Raw genomic sequence first — 20,094 nt, 5'->3', positions numbered from 1 at the left:
CTTTATTTAATTCTCGAACACTTGCTGGCATACAGGCTTACTCTTGCTTGGCTTGCTCCGTCAGCATTTTTACAATTTCCTGAATTTGCAGCTTCAAGGACACGGGATCATTTCCCCAGAACAATTCTGGATCGAGATTGAACACATGGTTATTTTTAACCGCATCCAGCGATTTCCATAGTCCTTGGTTGCTTCCCCACACCTCGGAAATCATGTCTCCCTGGTCGAGAAAAATATAATCGCCTGCGTAGTCTTCAATGACCTCGTAGGAAATTTGGCGATAGGCTTCCTTGCCGATCATTTCCTGCTTTTGCTTGTCAGGGGGAGTCAGCTTCAAGTGTGTATAAATCGCCTCGCCGCCGCGATAGCCGCCATCTCCATAAATGTAGAAGCCGCTGTCTACGACGAAAACGCCCATGAGCGAGAAGGTATCTTCAGGTTTAATCATATTAGCAAGCTTCGCCCGTTCTTGTCCAACAAGCTGGTCAAATTCAGCGAGCCACTGCTCGGCATCCGCCTCTTTGCCGACAGCAGAGGCAAGGAAACGCAGCGTCTCATGGATATCGGTGTACGTGCTGAAGGGCAAAGCAACCGTCGGGGCGATTTTGTCATATTGCTCCAAAATTTTCTCGTCGCCGGTCCACGTTACGATGATATCGGGCTTCAAGTCGAGTATTTTCTCAAGATTGCGTTCGCCTGTGCTTTCGATGCCGTCAATTTGGTCTTGGATAACTTTGTTCTCAAGCTCCCATGAGGTGGAGCCGACGGGCTTAATGCCCATGACAAGCATCTCCGGCAAATAGCCGTCTGTTACGATACGCTGCGGATTAATGGGCACCTCAACGTCTCCCCGATGCGTCTTTACGATGCGGGTCGTTGCTTCTGGAGAAGCTTCGGGCTCCACAGCTGCAGAAGGAGAAGGCGATGGCGAGTCCGAGGCAACGGCATTGCCGCTGCTATTGCTGCTGCCTGCCGAGTTTCCGCAAGCAGCGAGCGATAGTGCAAGTAGAAGCAAGGCAAACAATTTCGTAACTTTATGTAACTGATACATGTGATCCTCCGATAAAATAATAATGATTATCATTCGCGATGATAATTCTATTATAACGGCAGCGGAAGAGAAAGGTCGATGTGATAAAGTTGGATATTTGGCTGGGAAAATTGTTGGATTTACCCGTCTGTTGTTGAACCTTCAGCTGCATCGGATAGTAGAAGCTCCACCATTATATCTAGCTGCTTCTCTAGCGACACTCCATCGTCCATCCAAAACTCATTCAGCTTCAGCAGATAGATTTTATGGCCCTGCTCCTTCACGAGCTGCTGCCAAAAGCTGCGCTCCATGAGTTTGCCTCTTACAGCCTCAGTGTCATCTGCTGGCACAATCAGAAACATATGCTTGGCGGCATAAGGCAGCAAATGCTGTTCCCGCAAGGCTAGATGGGTGTTCGCATCAATAACTTCCTTCTGAATAGCAGCGGGAGGCGTCAGCCCGAGCAGCTTATAAAGGATGAAGGCGGAACGAACAGGCGGATGAAGAATCATCCATGAATCATCATATCTTAGCTCATATAAGCCGAACGTATCATCAGGGGCTAAAAGCTGCGCTAGTCGCTGCTTCGCCGCTGCTCCTTGCTGCTGCAAGCCGGCTATCCAATTTTCCGCCTCCGCTGTACGCCCAAGCAGCCTGCCTATCATGCGCACCTCCTCCAGTTTGTCCATCTCGCCCCATGGCAGCATAATGACGGGAGCGATATGTTCAAGCGCCTTGAGCATATGAGGCATGTTGTAATGGTAGGTAGGCGCAATAATTAAATCAGGTGCTAGCGCTCGAAGCTCCTCGACCTGCTCGATGTCTGCCAGCTCCATGATGCCTTGCAGCCGGCCACGCAGCAGCGACGAAGAGCGGAGCACCTCGCGCGGTGCGGCCAGCGGCTCAATGCCGACAGCAAGCAGAGCTCCAAGAAACTGCATGCCCACAATGCGCGTTGCATGCTTCCTGCTGCGGAAGCTGCTGGGCGACAGATGAGTGATTTTTTGGAACGTCTTGCCCAAATAGGAGCCGTCCGCAAAGCCGGTTTTATAAGCGATTTCCTGCATTTTATCGTTGGTGAGCAGCAGCAGCAGCTTGGCCTCGTCAATGCGCAGCCGGTATACATATTCGGCGAAGCTCCAGCCGGTTTCCTTGCGGAACAGCGAGGAGAAATAGCTTTCGTTGAAGCCGGCCATTTTCGCCAAATAAGCACGGCTGAGCGGCGAGCGGTAATGCTGCTTCATATAAGCAAGCACCTGATGAATAGGCTTATCCTTTTTCAAATAATGGTTGCTGTACAAATCGCGGGAAAAAAGCAAATCCAGCAGCTCATGCAGCATGAAATGCAGCCTTGGCGTATTTTGAATAGACCCTGTCAGCTTAACCACCTGCAGCAGCTCATGCAGCAGGCCCGCAGCCTGGCGCGGAAATTCGAGCAGCTGCCCGTGTTCTGGCAACTGCTCGCTGCTTAGCTCATAGACCAGCCGGTTTTTTCCACGCTCCGTTATTCGGTAGCTGTTGAACGAAATGCCGTAGATGGGCTGGAATGGCTTGCCATCCGTGCTTCTGAGATGCAGATTATTTTCTGCTTGCCGCAGCAAAATCGCTTGCCCTTTCTCTACTGGATAAGTATTGCTATCCGACCCGACAACGATTGCTTCCGTTGGAACGATAATCGCCGGGAAAGTCGTAAAGGCAAGGACGGACGGGCTCGTCGTCCCGTTATCTGCAAGCAAGGAGGCTCCAAGCAGCTCATAGGTAATGGGGTTCATCGTTAATCACCTGTTATTTTTATTTGCTAACCAGTCTATCATTGCTGAATAAAGAGTACAATTCACATTAATGCTTTTCATTCCGGCCCGATGCTGATACAATTTTAATTGAAAACGTTTCTCAATAAAGGTGGGTAAATAAGGATGAAACATACGTTGGAAGCCCAACATATCGAATCTTTATATAATGAATGGATTGGTGTAGAGCTAGGCGTTCCGGTGGAGCAGCTTGCAGATACGGTTAAGCTTCCTGAGCAATGGGGAGACGGCTATTTGCAGCGCACGCGCCTGCGGCCGGGCATGGAGCTGCATACGATTGATGTGAAGCTGCATGAAAATCATATTTTTTATATTGACGTGCAGTATCCGCATTTGGAAATTTCATTAACGCAGCATGGCAATGGCTGTTGGACGATTGAGGGCAGGCGAGGGGAGCGGGCGATGGGCTCGGGCGGGACGCAAATGATCTATTTGCACGATACGCGCATCCATTTCGAGCAATTGCATTCGGATCGGTTGGCCCATATGGAGCTGCGAATCGATTTTAGAATATGGAAGCATCTATTCTCGTATTTCCCTTGGCAGGCTGGCGATACGTTTTATTGCGAGCAGCAGCAGCTGACACCGGAAATTAAGCAGGTGTTCGATCAATTGAAGAATTGCCCGTATACCGACCCTATTCGGCAGCATTATTTGGAGGGCAAAGCGTTTGAGCTGATTGCCTTGTTCTGGTACGGGCTGGAGCAGAAGAGCGAGCTGGAATCCGCCGCTTCGCGCTTAAAGACAGCCGATGTGGAGCGGCTTCATCTGGCGAAAAACATTTTATACCACAACCGCACCAATCCGCCGGGCTTGCTGGAGCTGGCGCGCCAGACGGGACTGAATGATTTTAAGCTCAAGGCAGGCTTTAAAGAGCTGTTTGGCACAACCGTGTTCGGCTATATTCGCGAGGAGCGGATGAGGGAAGCGAAGCTGCTGCTGGAGCAGGGGAGAATGAATGTCAGTGAAGCGGCGATTATGGTCGGGTATACGAATATGAGCCATTTTGCCTCGTTGTTCCGCAAAACGTTTGGGGTTAATCCAAGCGAATATGCCAGGCAGCAGAGCCGCTCGATGTGAGTGGCAACCCGCTTGAAAAGTATAGGAGAGCCGGAGCCACGGCGACGTTAACGTTAGAAATGACGATAACGCCGCCACGGCTCCGGCTTTTTCTCATATAAAATGGCTGCTATGCGGCTGCATCTCCGTCCACCGTCAGGAATAATCCGTCCAGAGGTAGCTGATATTCATTAATGATGATAATGTTTCTCAATAGTAGTGTCATAAGGGGAGGATTTTCGCTTGAATATACAGGAATTGATTAAAGACAGAAGGACGATCCGGAAGTTTAATACACAGCCGCTTTCGCAGGAGACGATCCTGGAGCTGATGAATATCGCGGTGTGGGCGCCAAATCATAAGCTGCGCGAGCCATGGCGGTTCATTTGTGCGACTGAGATGGAGTCGAAGGCGAGGCTGGCGGATCATATGGTGGGTTCGCTGTCGGAGCTCAAGCGCTATAAGCTGATGCCGAGCAAAATCAAGCAAATGTACAAGGACAAAATTCAGCTAATACCTGCGGTTTTGTTCAAATATAGGAAAGGATATGATTTTCTCATCCATTCTCTATATTTCTCGGAATGAAACGCGCTGCGCCGCCAAATGACGGCGACAGCGGTTTCACCTTGGTCGTCGTGAAGGAGGAGAAAAGCAAGGTGAAGCGCGATGAGGATTTTGCAGCGGCGTGCGCATTGATTCAGAATTTTCAGCTGTGTGCTTGGGAGCAGGGCATCGGCATGCTGTATTTAGGGTACTTCGATCAGAAGCCAGCACCTGGCAACCGCATTTCGGCTGATAAAAAAATGACGTGGCTGTAGGGCAGCACGTCCCGATGATTTTTGCCTGAAGGAGAGGAAGCTATCATGGCTGGAAAAACAGCTGGAGAAATCGCAGGGAAAAAGGGAATCGCAAGGCTGCTGGAATTGGCGGGAGAACGCCGAGGGCTGCTTGCTGTATCAGGGATTTTTTCCGCATTAAGTGCCATATGCATGCTGATTCCATATATATCGGTCTATTTTATAATAAAAGAACTGCTGGAGCATGCGGCGAACCCGGCAGCAGCGGACAGCGGGCTAATGATTCGTTGGGGCCTCGTTGCACTAGGCGGCCTGTTAGCCAGTTTGCTCCTGATGTATGGCGGCGGTCTGGCTTCGCATATTGCGGCGTTTCGGATTTTGTATGGCCTGCGGGTGAAGCTGTCCTCGCATATTGGCCGTCTGCCACTCGGCTGGCTAAACAGCACCTCGACCGGAGCAGTCAAGAAGACGCTGGATCAAAATGTTGAGAAGGTCGAGACGTTCGTCGCGCATCAGCTGCCGGATCTCATTCATATGGCAGTCACGATCGTTATAATGATTATCGCCATGTTTTGGCTGAATGTGTGGCTCGCTGCTGCCTGCCTGATTCCGATTGTGCTGGGCTTCGTGCTGCAAATGCTGATGATGTCAGGCTCGAAGAAGCAGGAAAGCATCAAGCAGTATTATGATTCGCTGGAGCGGCTGAATGGTTCAGCCATTCAATACGTGCGGGGAATGCCAGTCATTAAAGTATTTGGGCAGACGGTGTTTTCCTTCCGTCAATTTTATGAGGATATGGTCAAATACCGGGATTTTTGCGTGAAATATACGGATCAATTTCAGTATGGTTTTTTATCGTTCAAAGTCGTTCTCGGCTCATTCACAGCCTTCATCCTGCCAGTAGGCGTGTTCCTGCTCCAGCGTGATCCGGGCAATGTGGCTTTTGCCGCTGTGCTGCTGTTCTTCCTCATTTTGTCGCCGGGCATTACCGCGCCGATGTTCAAGATTATGCATCTTGCATCTGGGCTGCGCGACATAAATGAAGGGGTTGAGCGAATTGACAAAATTTTCGCCGAGCAGCCCGTACCAGAGCCGGAATTTCCTAAACGTCCGGTTTCCTACGAGGTGACCTTTCATGATGTATCCTTCTCTTATGGACAGGCCGACAGTCTCGTGTTGTCCAACGTGAGCTTTGTGGCGCAGCAGGGGGAAGTAACGGCGCTCGTTGGGCCATCGGGGGCGGGGAAATCGACGGTGGCAAGCTTGCTTCCTCGCTTCTGGGATGTCCGTGAAGGAGCGATTCAAATTGGCGGCGTCGATATCCGCGATATGGCGACGGAGGAGTTAATGAATACGGTAGCGTTTGTTTTTCAGCAGACGTTTCTATTTTACGATACCGTCTACAATAACATTGCGATCGGCGTGCCTGATGCTAAGCCAGAAGCGGTATATGCAGCAGCGAAAGCGGCACAGTGCGATACGTTTATCACTCAGCTTCCGCAGGGCTACCATACGCTGATTGGCGAGGGCGGCGTTTATTTGTCAGGTGGCGAGGAGCAGCGTATTGCGGTAGCGAGAGCGATTTTGAAAAATGCGCCAGTGCTTGTGCTGGATGAAGCAACGGCTTTTGCCGATCCGGAAAACGAATTTGAAATGCAGCTTGCATTGAAGGAGCTGACGAAGGGCAAGACGGTTATCGTCATTGCGCACCGGCTGTCTACGATTCGCGATGCGTCGCAAATTATTGTCATGGACGAGGGCTGTATTGCCGAGCGTGGCAAGCATGAGCAGCTAGTCGCCGCCGGGGGGCTGTATTCGAAGCTATGGAACGCTTATACGGCAGCAACAGGCTGGCGAATTGGAGCAGGGAAGGAGGCAGGGAACAAACATGGGAATGCTGAGCAATATAACAGCAGGTAATCCAAAAGCATTATGGAAGCCAATTGCATATACAACGCTCTCCAACCTGGTAGCGATTATTCCTTTTATTATGCTCGTTGAGGTGGCGCAGCTTATCTTTACTTCGTTTGCCGAACCGGGTACAGCTCTTGATATGACGAGGCTTTGGTGGGTATGCGCCAGCATGATTGGGGCGTTGGTGCTGCTTTATTTAAGCGAAATACCCGCCTATCGCGCGCAATTCCGCGGTGCCTACACCGCAGCGGTCGATGGCAGAAGCCGTCTTGCGGAGCATTTGCGCAAGCTGTCGCTCGGGTATTTGAATAAGCGTGATCCCGGCGATCTCGCCAATATGATGATGGGGGATTTTGCGCTCGTTGAGCATGGTATTTCCCATGTGGCGCCGCAGCTGTTTGCCGCTGCCCTTACGCCGATTTTAGCTTTGATTGGGCTGTCGCTGCTGGACTGGCGGCTCGCTTTGGCGCTGTTCGCGACGCTGCCCTTTACCATTGTCATCGTACTGGCGACCTCGGGACTAACCCGTAGGCTGGGTGCGAACCATATGGCGGCGAAAATCAATGCCTCCAATCGGCTCCAGGAATATTTGAATGGCATTCAGGTGATTAAGGCTTTTAATTTGACGGGAGAGCGCTTCGTGCGGCTTGAGCAATCATTTAAAGATTTTATGCGTCACAGCATTCGGATTGAGGGGCTTCTGGGTCCAGTCGTGCTGAGTGCAATCGCCTTTCTTCGCGCGGGATTAACGCTAATGACCATTGTCGGGGTATATTTGCTTGCTGGAGGCAGCCTTAATTTGATCACCTTCGTTACCTTTTTGCTAATAGGCACGAGAATTTATGATCCGTTGACGACGGCGCTGACTAGCTTTACAGAGTTCCGCTACAATGAGCAGGCGGGAAAACGAATCATTGAGCTGATGAAGGAGCCCGTCATGCCTGGAGAGAAGCAGCCTCCTGCTGGTCATGATCTCGTTTTTGACAAGGTGACGTTCGGCTATAATGAGCATGCCGTTATTCAGCAGGCAAGTCTAAGCTTGCCGTCAGGCTCCTTCACCGCGCTGGTCGGCCCTTCGGGCAGCGGCAAAAGCACGATGCTGCGGCTGATTGCCCGTTTCTACGATCCAAGCGAGGGGCAGGTGCTGCTCAGCGGGGAGGACATTCGGGAGATGAACCCGGAGGCGCTGCTGCGCAAAGTATCCATGGTATTTCAGGATGTGTATTTGTTCCAGGATACAATTGCGAATAATATAAGTGTCGGCAAAGCTGGGGCGACCCAGCACGAAGTAGAGGAAGCGGCTCGCCAGGCATGCTGCCATAATTTTATTATGAAGCTGCCGCAAGGCTATGAAACGCTAGTTGGAGAAGGCGGAAGCACATTGTCCGGCGGGGAGAAGCAGCGCATTTCAATTGCGCGGGCGATACTGAAGGATGCTCCGATTGTGCTGCTGGATGAAGCGACGGCTTCGCTCGATCCTGAAAATGAAGCCGATATTCAGCAGGCGATCGACCGCCTCATTCAAGGGCGTACCGTTATTGCCATCGCCCATCGGCTCAAGACGGTTATGAGTGCCGACCAAATTATTGTGCTGGATCAAGGCCGAATCGTTGAGCAGGGCCAGCATGAGGAGCTATTGGGCGCGGACCGCTTGTATGCGCGGCTATGGAAGCTGCAGCAGCAGACGGCGGGCTGGCAGATTTCTTCTTAGATTTTGCATGGTGTTTGGATAGAGAAAGGCCATAAGGGAATGTCGAATGGAGCTTATCCATTCGGCATTTTTATTTTTGAAGGGATCAGGTTAAAGCTTGTCATAAATGGTTGAATTATAAGAACATATGTTCTATAATGAGGAGGGGTAACTGGAACGAATTGGAATGAGAGAGGGCTGGAACAGAGTATGCCATTAAATATTAATATAGTTGAACGTATGGCACATTATAGTGTGGCGGGTTTAAGTGCTGCGTTTATTCGGCAGGGGCAGTTGAGCGCGGCAGAGAGCTTTGGTGTTCTGGAGCAAGGAGCCTCGCATCTGGTGAATAGCGATACGATTTTCAATGCATGTTCCATTAGCAAGTTTTTAACAGCTATGCTCGTTATGAAATTGGTCGAGGATGGTCTTCTAGCATTAGATGAGGATATAAATGATAGGCTCACTTCATGGAAGGTTCCGGGTCATTCATGGACTGCTAGCAGCAAAGTGACTCTTAGGAAGCTGCTTAGCCATCAAGCGGGCATTGTTGATCCAGAGGGAGGATTTGGCGAGCTTCATTCCAGGGCGCTTTTTCCTCCAATGGTGGCGTTGTTAGAGGGAGAGACGTCTTATTGCAAAGGGCCTATTAAGGTGGAATATGAGCCGGGAAGCGACTTTCAATATTCAGATGCGGGCTATTGCATCATTCAGCAGCTCATAGAGGATGTTTCAGGGAAGCCCTTTGAAATCGTCATGAGCGAGCTTATATTTGAACCTTTACATATGAACAACAGCACGTTTCGTCCATCATTATTAGAAGCAATGAGCGGGAGAGTTTGCTGTGGACACGATAAGCATGGAAAGGCAGTGGAAGGGAAATATCCGATTTATCCTTATCCGGCAGCAGCCGGGCTTTGGACAACGCCGTCGGACTTGGCCATTTTAGTTGTGGAATTAATGAATGCTCTTAAAGATCAAAGTGAAATAGGATTGTCCGCAAGCTATGCGAAGGAGCTCGTTACCCCTCAAGGCGTTACAGAATGGACGGGGCTTGGCCTTTTTCTAGACCATTCCAAGCATGAGCTGGAAATTTCCTCGCTCGGCTGGGGCGTAGGATTTCAATGTATGCTAGTTGCTTTCCCATTCACAGGAACGGGAACCGTTATTATGACGAATACCGATTTAGGCATTCATCAGTTAAAAGGGATGATTGGGGAAATGATCTCTCCGTCTTGAGCCTGAGGCAATATCCGCTTTCCGTTCAGTGAAATACTGGATAAAGGTCCGTTCCGGTTGCCCTGTCCATTCCTTTAAAGTTAAGGCAAGAAGCTAATAGGGAATGGATGGGATAATATGATTAGGAATTTAGGTGCGGAAGCGGGCCCGCAATGGGAGGAGCCAGCAAAGAAGGTTCGTCTGTTTCAGGGGGAGGGCCTGCTGGCGTCACTAGGCATATTTGGCTTTGTGCTGGCAGCGGTATGCGTGGTCTGGATGCTGCTCTATGGTGGCGAGGTTGCGCCAAAAGGGGATGTAAGCAAAGCGGCTTCCTTTAATGCGGCATTGGGTATTTTTTTGCTTTCGACAGCGGCGATATTGCCTTTGTCCGCTATGAGCACGAGAGGCAAGGCGATTTTTCGCTGGTCTTATGCGGTTCTTTCCATGTATTCGTATTTCGCTGAAAATGTACAAAATATGCGCGGCATGAATCCGCGTTTTGCAGAAGGCGGTACAGTCTTTGATATAGCTGTGGCAGCCGGTTTTAGCCTTGTGGCCATGCTGCTGATCGTGTTTTATTGCGTGTTGGCCGTTGCTTTCTTCCGCAGCAGATCGTATAAGCTAAGACCGGAGATGGTGCTGGCGATCCGCTATGCGATTATGGCGATATTGCTTTCCTTCGCCGCTGGCATTTGGATTTCCTTGACGGGGGGCCGCATGACAGGCGGGAATGGGAATATCATCTGGCTTCATGGTCTGGGTTTTCATGCGATTCAAGCTGTGCCGCTTGTCGCATGGCTGTCGGAGCGCACGAGGCTGCGCCCGCAGGAGCGCCGCAAGTGGGTGCATGTGGCGGGAGCTGCCTATATACTGGGCTTGCTTGAAGTAGGCTGGCAAACTTGGATCGGCGGAGCCATGCTGGAATGGTCGCCGCTGCCGCTGCTCGCTTTGTTCTTCTTCTTGCTGTCTCTCGGGGCTGGCTGCTTTATGTTATGGCAATCTGTAATAAGCGGGAAGAGTTCAGAGGTGAGCAGCCCGTCGTTGGAACGAGAGGGATAATACGTTACAGGGAGAAGCCTTGCATTCTTGTGCAGAGAATGCAAGGCTATTTTATGTTATTTTAAAATATAATAATTTATAAGTTTCACGCTTATACTCAGCTTATATTTCACCGCGAAACGTTAACTTTACCGCCAGAGGACGGCGAAAGCCGTTTCACCTTGAGTATAGTAGTAAACAGAGGAGGGCTAGGTTATGGACTGGGTATTACATATGAACGCGGCCATTGGCTATATTGAAGATCATTTGGCTGATGAAATTGATTATGCGGAAGCAGCCCATATAGCGGGATGTTCACTCTATCATTTTCAGCGGATGTTCCCCTACATTATGGAGGTGTCGTTATCGGAATACATTCGCAGGCGACGGCTCAGTCTGGCAGCGTTTGAGCTGCAAAACAGCACGGTAAAGGTTATCGATGTGGCGCTCAAATATGGTTACGATTCCCCTGAAGCGTTTGCCCGTGCTTTTCAGCAGCTGCATGGTACTACACCGACTGCTGCGAGAAGTGCCGGTACAAAGCTGAAGGCCTATCCGCGACTATCCTTTCAAATTTCAGTAAAAGGAGCGGCAGCAATGAATTATCGAATCGAGGAGCTTGGCGCATTTTCTGTCGTTGGTCTTTCCGAGCAGGTGCGCAATAGCGAGGTGTTTGAGACAGTACCGCGTTTATGGGCTGAGGCAGCACAGGCTGGACTGTTTGAAAAGCTATGGGAAATCCGCGCAGCCGAACCCGGTATCCGTGGCATACTTGGCGTATGTGCGGACGGAGGGCACGGGCAAAATGAGTTTTTGAACTACATTTTAGCAATTGAAACAGAGCAAGAGGCTCCTGAAGCTATGGTCCGCCGAGAGTTTTCGCCATCATCATGGGTGGTATTTGAAGTGGAGGGCGGACCAGATCAGCTGGCCGGTATTTGGAAGCGGCTGTATACGGAATGGCTGCCTACCTCAGCCTATCGGCTCGCCGAATTGCCGGCTATCGAATGTTATTTGCCGCCAGAAGAAAACCGTAATGAGCTATGGGTGGCGGTTGAGGCGAGAGCTTAATAGCCCGACAGCCGAGCTGCTGCACGATTTAGTTGGCGAATAGCGCGCATTTCGGCAATCTAGTAAGTGTGAAATATAGCAAAAGAAGAAGCCGTCTTCGCCTCGCAGCGCAGGTGGCTTCTTCTTTTTTACTTGGAGTCCTATCTATCCTACTGCCTGCTACTTGCTGTTCACTAAATGATCCGCATGAGTAATGCGGTTTCTTCCGCCCGTCTTTGAAGCATAGAGTGCAGTATCCGCTTTATGGATCAGCGTCTGGTCGGTGTCGCCTGGTGTAACGGTTGCTGCGCCAATGCTGACTGTAATACTGTACTCTCCCCAATCCATAGAAGCGGTTGTCGTGCAGTATCGTTCTGCGGCAACGATCGCTTTTTCCTGATTGGCGCCGGAAAGAATGATGACGAATTCCTCGCCCCCATAGCGGGCGGCAATGTCCTTCTCCCGTGACATCGTTTGCAGCAAACGGGCCAGGTTGGTCAGCACAAGATCGCCGACGGGATGTCCGTAGGTGTCATTAATCTTTTTGAAATGGTCGATATCAATAATGAGCAGCGAGAAGGGCTGCTGTGTTTCTTGGAACAAGGCAAGCTGTGCCAGCAGGCTGTCCTGGAAAAAACGCCGATTTTTAAGCCCGGTCAGCGCATCCGTGGAGGCCATCGTTTCAAGGCGATGGTTGATCCCTAGCAGCTCCTGCTGTTTAAGCTCGTACTCCTCATGCAGGAGCTCGAGCTTCTTATTGGCTTCATGAGTGGCCTGATACAACTCTTCAAGCTTCGTCTTGGTTTGTAAAATATCCTTCTCGTGCTCGATTCGCTTGCGCATCACTAACACAACGCAGTCAATGAAGGTAACCCCGTCACGCTCCTGGCGAACCCCGTTCAGCAATACAGGCACATCTTCATGGCTGCTCGTCCGAAAAGAAAAGTACATTTCATCGACGCGCCCATACAATTGAATGTACGGATAAAAATACGTTTGAAAAAACATTTTGTTCGTCACCGACATGGTGGAATGAATATGCTGGCCAAGCAGCTCATCGCGCTCATAGTGCAGCATGTCCAGTAAAGTCTGATTAACCGATTGAATCAAGCCTACGTCCGATATGGAGAAATATCCGCAGGGAGCTTTATCTAATTGAATATCCATATAAGGGCTGCCTTTCTTTAAAATATAGGAAAGGATATGATGTTCCCATCCTTCCTCTATATTTGTCGGATTGAAACGCGCCGCGCCGCCAGAGGACGGCGAAAGCCGTTTCACCTTGCCTACTAAACACTGGCTAAATATTCTTTAATCATCTGGCTCGTCTCTTCAGGCTGACTTAAATGCGGATAATGCCCGGTCGCTGTCATCTGCCGAAGGACGCTGTTTTTGAGATGGGCATGCAAGTAATGGCCTACTTCAACCGGAGCGATACTATCGTCGGTGCATTGAAGAATCAGTGTAGGCACAGATGCATGCTGAAGGCTGACACGGCAATCGGAGAAAAAAGTAACTTCTGCGAACTGCCTCGCGATATGCGGGTCTCTGGAGCAGAAGCTTTTTTCCAATTCCTCGCTTAATTCCTTGCGCTCGCTATTTTGCATGACAATGGGCGCCAAGTAGCTGGCCCAGCCAATGAAATTCATTTCCATCATGGAAAGCAATTCTTCTATATCGCGTTTGTCAAAACCTCCGTAATAATCCGGAAGATCGTTCACATAGCGCGGAGAAGGACCGAGCATAACGATACGCTCGAAATATTTAGTATCATGAATGGAAGCGAGCATGCCAATCATGCTGCTAACCGAATGGCCGACGAAAATAGCATCTCGCAAATCCAGCGTTTCCATTACATCCAGCACATCCTGGGCGTAGCCCTCTAGGTCATTATATTTTTTTGAATCATAATTGTGAATTTGCGATTTTCCAGAGCCTACATAATCAAACAATACAATTCGATAGTTGTCTACAAAGCTAGGAACCATATAACGCCACATATCCTGATCGCATCCAAAGCCATGAGCAAAAACAATCGTTTTGCTGCCTGTACCCATTACCTTTACATTATTCCGTTCCAAAACGTCGATAGTCATATGAAGCTCCTCTCTGAAGCGCCTTGATGAAGGGATAGCGATGATTGTTGGCTTCTTGTTCATTATATCGGAAAATGGAGGAAGATTGATGATGGTTAGCAAGATTCAATGCTGGAACTAGAGAAATAAAGCATGAAGCAGACGTCACAGTTTGCTGGGGCTCAGGGCTATTTTCCAAAAAATGCGAGTATTTCTTAGCTGTATGGGGTAAAAGGGCATAAAGCATAAAATATCCGGTACCGTGAAGAGATTCAAGTTTTTGCCAAGTTTGACCGATAAGTATAAGAGTGAGTTAAGCAGGGAGGAATAGCACGACCATGCCACAAACGATCAAGACTCTGCGCCAGCGGTGGGGTGGAGGCCATATAGAAGAATATCGCAAGTCCACCGCATCGTTCGCCCCCAAGCAGCAATTCGAAAGCATTTCCCTTCAAAATAAACCGTTGATTACGGCTTTCCACGATAGTCTCTCTACCATTAAGGATCATCTCACAGGCAATTATTTATTTCTGCTGACTGATGCGAAGGGCGTTCTGCTTGCCATGGATTACAGCGACAATTTGAAACAGACGGTTGCCAAATCGAAGCTGCGCCTTGGCATGTACTTTACTGAAAAAAGCTGCGGCGTCAATGCGATTTCGGCAGCGATGGCATCGAATGGACCGGTATATTTACTGCCGGAGCAGCATGGAAGCCCTCTTTTTCAAAGCTGGCACTGCTTCTCTACCCCTCTTGAGGTGAATGGGGAAACGGTCGGTTATTTGGATGTGTCCACGATTAATGCGGATATGAAAAGCGAGCTGATTGCGATAGCCAAGCTGATTCCGACCGACATGCTGTTCCGTTACGACAAGCAGCAGGCTGCGGAGGATTTGGACCAAGGGCTGGGCACGGTGAAATTAACGGAACGCCAGCTTAAGGTGCTGCAGCTGATCTCACAGGGAATGAAGGTCAAGGCGATTGCATTGAAGCTCAAAATTAAGGAGAGTACGGTCAATCATCATAAGCGAATGATTTTTGAGAAGCTTGGTGTGCAATCGAGTACAGAAGCGGTATCTATCGCCAGTAAATGCGCTTATTTGTAAAAAACAACCTATAGTTTTTTGTAGGTGGAAAATAATAGGGTATATGCTACACTTTCGTAGTACACAAATAGAGAATATTTATCGGAGGGTATTATGTCTAAAATGTCTAAAAAGAAGCTAGGTTCCTTATCGCTGCTGCTCGTGCTTGTAGCTGTATTGGTTGCAGCATGCGGAGGCAGCACGAAGGATGTTGATTTAGGGACGACAGCAAAAGGAACGTATAGCAATGAATATTTCGGCGTATCGCTGAACTTCCCGGAAGAGTGGGAATATCAGGATTCGGAAACGATGAACCAACTGACGAGCGAGGTTGGAGAAGCGATTGTCGGCAACGATGATAAAAAGAAAAAACAGCTCGACTACGCTCAAACGAAGACGCTTAATTTGTTGATGGCTTCGCAATACCCAATCGGGGGAGAGCAGACGGGAGCATCCGTTATGGCGATTGCGGAAAAGCTGAGCATGCTGCAAGGCATCAAAACAGGCAAAGATTATTTGGAAGCATCCAAAAAATTCATGGTCGAGAGCCAATTGCCTTACGAATACAAAGATATCGTCTCGACGAAAGTTGGCGGCAAAGATTTTGATATGATGGAAGTTACAATCAATGCAGGCGAAGTGACGGTAACGCAGCATTACTACAGTGCGATTCTGGAGGGCTATGCGTTCAACCTGATTACGACTTACTTGGATGATGAAACGAAAAAAACGACGGACGATGTCATAAGCTCCGTTACGTTTAAATAAGCAAGCGCACTATTTGCGGTTGAAAATAGAGCATTAACAGCCCGGCAGCTGTCCTGAATGGACGCTGCCGGGCTGTTGTTTTTTATATGGTTGCAGATATGTCGAGGCAAGGCTGTGTTTATCAGTACTTTACTCTACACTAGTCTTCACTACACTAAGCTAAATGCTTAACGCTGCGAATGAGGCTTACCAGAAAAATCTGCCCGCCAATACGTTTTCTTGCAGAAGCTTTAGGGTGTCGGCTGGTAGCTCTTTTTCCATGCGGGAAAGCACATCCGCTTTCTTGTAATATTCATTCGACATATGAATCGTCTGATGCTCATTTGAAGCATCCAGACGCAAAATGCGATCAGCGCCATTCTTCGCCGTCCACGGTGTCCATGCTGGCAGGGAGCTGGCATTTGGATTGCCGGTGTAGAGGAAGTTTTTCCAGTAACCGTGAATGGCTGCTGTCAGTTCATTGCGACCAGGCTCATTTTGCTCGGAGAAATAGCCGTCAGGGAAATACGCAGCAATGCCAGCTTTGCGTCCGAGAATGAAATCCATGTCAGCGCCGTGCGTTGCGCCAATCAACTGCTGCAGGCTGCTCGAAATGACGCCGTCCTGTGTGCCCCATGCAAAACGGTACGCATAAACGGCTGGCTGTCCAGAGCGTGCCGACAGTACCTCGGCTGCGCGCTCTGCATTGAAGCCGGAATACAGCTCGCTGCCATATTTGATAGCTGCTGCATATTGTGGTCCCTTCACCGGGTCCTTCAGCAGGCTGCCGTCAGCGAAGCCAGCAGCGAATGAGGGATCGCTCAAGGCGAAGGCGGAAAACTCCGTCGCTGTGCTGCCCAAAATCATCGGAAGCTGCGCATATTTGCCGCTCTTCAATACGTTAAAACCCTCCGCTGGCAGCACCGTGCCATCGCTGAATAAATGCGGGAACGGCGCCATGCGGATGGCCGTTCCACCAAACTGCTGCACGAGGTCGGCAGCAGGCTGCTTGCGCAAATATGCCGCGAGCTGCTCGGCTGTTTGGCCAGCCACCCACTTGGCAGCCGCCGCTTCATCGGCGGCTGTGCCATCCGCAGCGGCCAGCTTCGCCAGCACGCTGTTCACCTTGGCGTCGCCGTCCGCCGTAGGCGCGGTCGTCATGCCGCCGCTGAGCACAATGGCTTTCTGAAACAGCCCTTGGCTCAGTGGAGAGATGACGGCCGCCATGACATCGCGGCCGCCGGCCGATTGGCCGGAAAGCGTCACATTGGCCGCGTCTCCGCCGAATCCGCCAATGTTGCCCTGCACCCATTTGAGCGCCTGGAAAATATCCAGCAGCCCATAGTTGCCTGAATCCTGAACCGCATCGCCTGTTGCTAGGGAAGGGTGATGGAAGAAGCCGAGCGCACCGAGGCGATAGTTGATCGATACGACGATGCTGTTCGTCGCTTCGGCAAGCAGGTCGCCTTTGAAATCTTTGCCGGAGCCGGTCATATTGCCGCCGCCGTGCGCGAAGACAAGAACGGGCAGGCTTGTGCTGCTGTCAGCCGGCCGCCAAATGTTCAAATACAGGCAGTCCTCGCTGCCTGCTGCCTTGCCAGCTGCGAGCTGGGTGCAATTCGCAGCGAAAGCGGTCGTCGCCAGCGTGCTTGTCCAAGCTGCTGGCGCTTGCGGTGCTTGCCAGCGAAGCTCGCCGACTGGCGCCTTCGCATAAGGTACGCCGAGCCAGCTAAGCGTGCTGCTCGCTTCATCCTTGGCGCCTTTAATCGCGCCATAGGCGGTCTGTTGCGTCACATCGGCAGTGAAAGGCGCTTGTGCCGCTTGTCTAATTATAATCGCGGCCAGCGTTTCGCCGCTGATTTTATGCTTTGCTTTCAGCGCTTGCGCCGTGGCGGTGGCAAGCTGGGCATTGGTCAGCTTGCCGCCAGTTTTCAATGCGGCTAGCCCCTGCTTGGCTGCAAAAGCCAGCACCTCGGCTTCTTTATAATCTATGCCAGCTTCATAGCCGAGCGCCTTCAGCAGCACCCGGGCATATTCCTGCGCGGTGACAGCCTGCTGTGGCGCGAAGCGGCCATCCTTATCTGCAAGCCAACCGAGATGCGGATGAGCTTTCAAATAGTTAACCAGCGGCTGAAGCACTTTGCCTGCTTTCGCCGCATCAGGGAAGGAATCGCTTCCCGAATAGCTAAGCGCTTCTTTCTCTAAGCCTTTCAAACGAAGAAACAGCGTCGCAGCTTGTGCACGAGTCGCTTGCTTGCTCCAATATTTTTCGCTGAGCGCTTTGCCATTGCCCGTAATCATTCCTTGATCGATGAGCGACTGAATTTCGGCAGATACTGCCGCAGCAGCAGACACCGTCATGCTCGCATAGCTGTAAATGGGCATGCTTCCGAATAAAACAGCAAGCAGTAAAGCAACAACGCTTATTTGTCTGACCTTCCCCATTGTACAATCATCCTCTCTGTTGTCATCCTTTATGATGCCTTTTCATTATAAGAAGTTGCTTTCAATGCCACTACGACGATAACGACATCTAACATGTTCAAATCCGACTTATTGTAATCGCTTTCATTTAAATGATCATTTTGTATAAACGGGTTTGTCGAAATGCCGCCAAATATCGAACACATGCGTGCTCAGCGAGCTAAGCGAAAGCTGGCGGACGCTGCTGCATACCGTAGCCGATTATTTTGGACGAGTGGGGCAAGCAGGGCAGGTCATATACAGACGGAGGCAGAGGCTTTGCTGCTGCGGTTTTGTATGAAGATTTGGGATTATGCCCGTCACCGGCGGTACAGCTGGGTTCTGTTCCTTCCAAAGCGGTTGGCTCGCACATGATCAAGGTGACGCTTGAGGAGCTTGCGCTGCTATCAGCTGACCATCTGTTTATCACGTTCGACAAGTGGCACAGCCAAGCGGAAGGAGAGGAGCGCCGGCTGCTGGAGCAGCCTGAGTGGCGCAGCCTTCCCACTGTGCAGAATAGCTGTGTGTACGAGGTTGATTTTCTTCTTGGATGAACAATGGCGTCATTTCCAATAGTAAAAAAATCGATGATATATTGCGCGCGCTTGCTTGAAAAAATGCTCAAAGTCAGTCGTCGTCACCGACCAAATTCGATGATTGCGCGGCCCCGGCTGGACGGTGGAGGACCAGATGATGCGATAAGCCTGAGCGGCGGTATCAAAAAAGATTTCCGGCGCCCACGTATTTTGCGTATCCGGCTCCGCTTCCATAACGGGAATCAGCTTCGCCTCTTCCCAGTGCAGAAGATCGGCTGAACGCGCATAGCCAATGCTTCGGCTGCTCCAGCCATCGGTCCAAACGAGGTGGTACAGGCCGCGCTTCGGGTCCGGCCAAATAAACGGGTCGCGGATTAGCCCGCTGCCCAGCTCCGATTGAAAGACTGCCTCGCCGCCCGCGAAGTCGCGCCAGCTGTAGCCATCCTCGCTTTCGGCTAGAAACAGCCGCTCATCCGTTTCTTTAAAATAACTGAACATATACATGGCAGCACTCTTCCTTTGCTAGCTTATTTAAGTCCTGAAGTGGCGAAAATATGTAATAATATGAGCGCCGGCTCCGTCAATTCGAATATCGTTGGCACGTGGCGGCAAAAAACCTTCCGTACGGCTGCTCATATAATCCCAGTAAGGCTTATCTTTCATACGTTCCTGCTCATAAATGCCGTTAGGATTGGAATAATTGTAGATGCTCATGCGGTCGGTAATGATAATAATTTCGCTAATATCGGAGCGGGAGTAGGCCGTATTGGACAGCAGGTCAGTAATCGACTCATTGCTGCGGATTTGCTGATAAATGTCGGCGCCCCAGCGCCCGTCCTCCAAAATTTGAATCACATTTTGATTAATGACAATAGACAGTGCTAGCGAGCGAATCGACTGCATCTGCTGCGTCAGGCTCTCATTAGTCTGCTCCAGCTGTGACAGCGAAGCATCGCTAATTTTAGCGGACATTAGCTGTGAAGTAGAGTAGTAAACGATGATCGCCTGCACCGCAAGCAGCAGCAAAATAACCAAGCTGCTTACGATAACGAGCGTTGGCTGCAGCTTATAGCGCTTGAACCACTTCATCTTGTTGGCCTCCATCTAGGTTAAAGTGAAAATCTGAGCGAGAAAGTTAAAACCTATCTAACTGTTTAATGTTTCGGGTGGCAAGGAAGCGCTTGTGTTTTAATTTGTAGGACTTTAGATGGGGGGGAGGTATAGGCGGCGAAAGACGCTTGCGAGAACAGTAAGGCTGCTGATAGCGAATGAAATAAGGGTTTTGGCAGTGCGATAATATGGAAAAAATCACAAGTGAAAGAAGAGGAGCGACTAGGCTTGGATAGCTTGCATAACGGCTGCTGAACGTAGAAAATTGGTTATTTATGCAGAAAATCAGCGTATTTAGGAGAGTAATGAGGAGTTTGGTGAGTTTTTGTGACGAAAAGATCCGAAAAATGGATTGACAATATTTTATAAAATAGGGTAAAGTATAAAATAATTATGAAGCGAAGCACGCTTAAATCCTCCTGGGTTTTTTGCGTGCTTTTTTGCGCTTTATGGGGGGATGGGCTGTGCCAT

Annotated in this window: 18 protein-coding genes; 11 read left to right on the top strand and 7 right to left on the bottom strand. The window is 50.1% G+C overall.

Annotation, left to right across the window (positions count from 1 at the left end; translation table 11 throughout):
* Positions 1 to 37: 37 nt before the first annotated feature.
* Together ASF12_RS06590 and ASF12_RS06585 are read right to left on the bottom strand one after the other, a co-directional pair.
* Positions 38 to 1,051, bottom strand: coding sequence for an ABC transporter substrate-binding protein (locus ASF12_RS06590; protein ID WP_056031178.1), 1,014 nt, complete (start codon positions 1,049 to 1,051; stop codon positions 38 to 40).
* 119 nt (positions 1,052 to 1,170) lie between these two features.
* Positions 1,171 to 2,802, bottom strand: a complete 1,632-nt coding sequence (locus ASF12_RS06585; protein ID WP_056031175.1) for a helix-turn-helix domain-containing protein — start codon at positions 2,800 to 2,802, stop codon at positions 1,171 to 1,173.
* 144 nt (positions 2,803 to 2,946) lie between these two features.
* Here ASF12_RS06585 and ASF12_RS06580 point away from each other — a divergent pair, with 144 nt between their 5' ends.
* The 8 genes from ASF12_RS06580 to ASF12_RS06545 all read left to right on the top strand — a co-directional run bounded on the left by ASF12_RS06580 (position 2,947) and on the right by ASF12_RS06545 (position 11,628).
* Positions 2,947 to 3,921, top strand: a complete 975-nt coding sequence (locus tag ASF12_RS06580; RefSeq protein WP_056031173.1) for a helix-turn-helix transcriptional regulator — start codon at positions 2,947 to 2,949, stop codon at positions 3,919 to 3,921.
* Positions 3,922 to 4,143: 222 nt separating this feature from the next.
* A complete protein-coding gene (locus tag ASF12_RS06575) occupies positions 4,144 to 4,485 on the top strand; it encodes a nitroreductase family protein (RefSeq protein WP_056031170.1) in 342 nt (113 codons plus the stop codon).
* Positions 4,482 to 4,718, top strand: a complete 237-nt coding sequence (locus ASF12_RS06570) for a nitroreductase family protein (RefSeq protein ID WP_056031166.1) — start codon at positions 4,482 to 4,484, stop codon at positions 4,716 to 4,718. Before ASF12_RS06575 ends, ASF12_RS06570 begins: the two co-directional genes overlap by 4 nt.
* 45 nt (positions 4,719 to 4,763) lie before the next feature.
* A complete protein-coding gene (locus ASF12_RS06565) occupies positions 4,764 to 6,617 on the top strand; it encodes an ABC transporter ATP-binding protein (protein ID WP_442952503.1) in 1,854 nt (617 codons plus the stop codon).
* Complete coding sequence (locus tag ASF12_RS06560; RefSeq protein WP_056031163.1) at positions 6,586 to 8,322, top strand: ABC transporter ATP-binding protein; 1,737 nt, start codon at positions 6,586 to 6,588, stop codon at positions 8,320 to 8,322. The genes ASF12_RS06565 and ASF12_RS06560 overlap by 32 nt, the downstream gene beginning before the upstream one ends.
* Positions 8,323 to 8,511: 189 nt before the next feature.
* Positions 8,512 to 9,540, top strand: a complete 1,029-nt coding sequence (locus ASF12_RS06555) for a serine hydrolase domain-containing protein (RefSeq protein WP_056031161.1) — start codon at positions 8,512 to 8,514, stop codon at positions 9,538 to 9,540.
* A gap of 117 nt (positions 9,541 to 9,657) precedes the next feature.
* Entirely contained in the window at positions 9,658 to 10,578 is a 921-nt protein-coding gene (locus tag ASF12_RS06550) for a hypothetical protein (protein WP_056031158.1), read from the top strand.
* A gap of 195 nt (positions 10,579 to 10,773) precedes the next feature.
* Complete coding sequence (locus tag ASF12_RS06545; protein ID WP_056031155.1) at positions 10,774 to 11,628, top strand: AraC family transcriptional regulator; 855 nt, start codon at positions 10,774 to 10,776, stop codon at positions 11,626 to 11,628.
* Positions 11,629 to 11,787: 159 nt separating this feature from the next.
* On the opposite strand, the gene ASF12_RS06540 is transcribed toward ASF12_RS06545, so the two are convergent.
* Positions 11,788 to 12,774 carry a sensor domain-containing diguanylate cyclase gene (locus ASF12_RS06540; RefSeq protein WP_056032915.1) on the bottom strand — a complete coding sequence of 329 codons (987 nt, stop codon included), beginning with the start codon at positions 12,772 to 12,774 and terminating at the stop codon, positions 11,788 to 11,790.
* Between the two features lie 122 nt (positions 12,775 to 12,896).
* On the bottom strand, positions 12,897 to 13,703 hold the full coding sequence (locus ASF12_RS06535) for an alpha/beta fold hydrolase (protein WP_056031153.1): 807 nt from the start codon (positions 13,701 to 13,703) through the stop codon (positions 12,897 to 12,899).
* A 317-nt stretch (positions 13,704 to 14,020) separates the two neighbouring features.
* Here ASF12_RS06535 and ASF12_RS06530 point away from each other — a divergent pair, with 317 nt between their 5' ends.
* Positions 14,021 to 14,788, top strand: coding sequence for a helix-turn-helix domain-containing protein (locus ASF12_RS06530; protein ID WP_056031150.1), 768 nt, complete (start codon positions 14,021 to 14,023; stop codon positions 14,786 to 14,788).
* 93 nt (positions 14,789 to 14,881) lie between these two features.
* Positions 14,882 to 15,535 carry a hypothetical protein gene (locus ASF12_RS06525; RefSeq protein ID WP_235533056.1) on the top strand — a complete coding sequence of 218 codons (654 nt, stop codon included), beginning with the start codon at positions 14,882 to 14,884 and terminating at the stop codon, positions 15,533 to 15,535.
* A gap of 186 nt (positions 15,536 to 15,721) precedes the next feature.
* Here ASF12_RS06525 and ASF12_RS06520 read toward each other — a convergent pair whose 3' ends face one another.
* Positions 15,722 to 17,959, bottom strand: coding sequence for a carboxylesterase/lipase family protein (locus ASF12_RS06520; RefSeq protein WP_056031147.1), 2,238 nt, complete (start codon positions 17,957 to 17,959; stop codon positions 15,722 to 15,724).
* Between the two features lie 245 nt (positions 17,960 to 18,204).
* Between ASF12_RS06520 and ASF12_RS06515 the strand changes: the two genes are divergently transcribed.
* Positions 18,205 to 18,531 carry a hypothetical protein gene (locus ASF12_RS06515; protein ID WP_056031144.1) on the top strand — a complete coding sequence of 109 codons (327 nt, stop codon included), beginning with the start codon at positions 18,205 to 18,207 and terminating at the stop codon, positions 18,529 to 18,531.
* Positions 18,532 to 18,540: 9 nt separating this feature from the next.
* Here the strand turns inward: ASF12_RS06515 and ASF12_RS06510 are convergent, their stop codons facing one another.
* Both ASF12_RS06510 and ASF12_RS06505 read right to left on the bottom strand, forming a co-directional pair.
* Positions 18,541 to 19,017: a hypothetical protein gene (locus ASF12_RS06510; protein WP_056031142.1), complete on the bottom strand. Its 477-nt coding sequence runs from the start codon at positions 19,015 to 19,017 to the stop codon at positions 18,541 to 18,543.
* Positions 19,018 to 19,044: 27 nt separating this feature from the next.
* A complete protein-coding gene (locus tag ASF12_RS06505) occupies positions 19,045 to 19,602 on the bottom strand; it encodes a hypothetical protein (protein ID WP_056031140.1) in 558 nt (185 codons plus the stop codon).
* Positions 19,603 to 20,094 lie beyond the last annotated feature (492 nt).

It is taken from the genome of Paenibacillus sp. Leaf72 (assembly GCF_001422685.1).
Classification (GTDB): Bacteria; Bacillota; Bacilli; order Paenibacillales; family Paenibacillaceae; genus Pristimantibacillus.
Note: the sequence above shows the minus strand (reverse complement) of the source record. Positions and strands in the feature narration are given on the sequence as shown.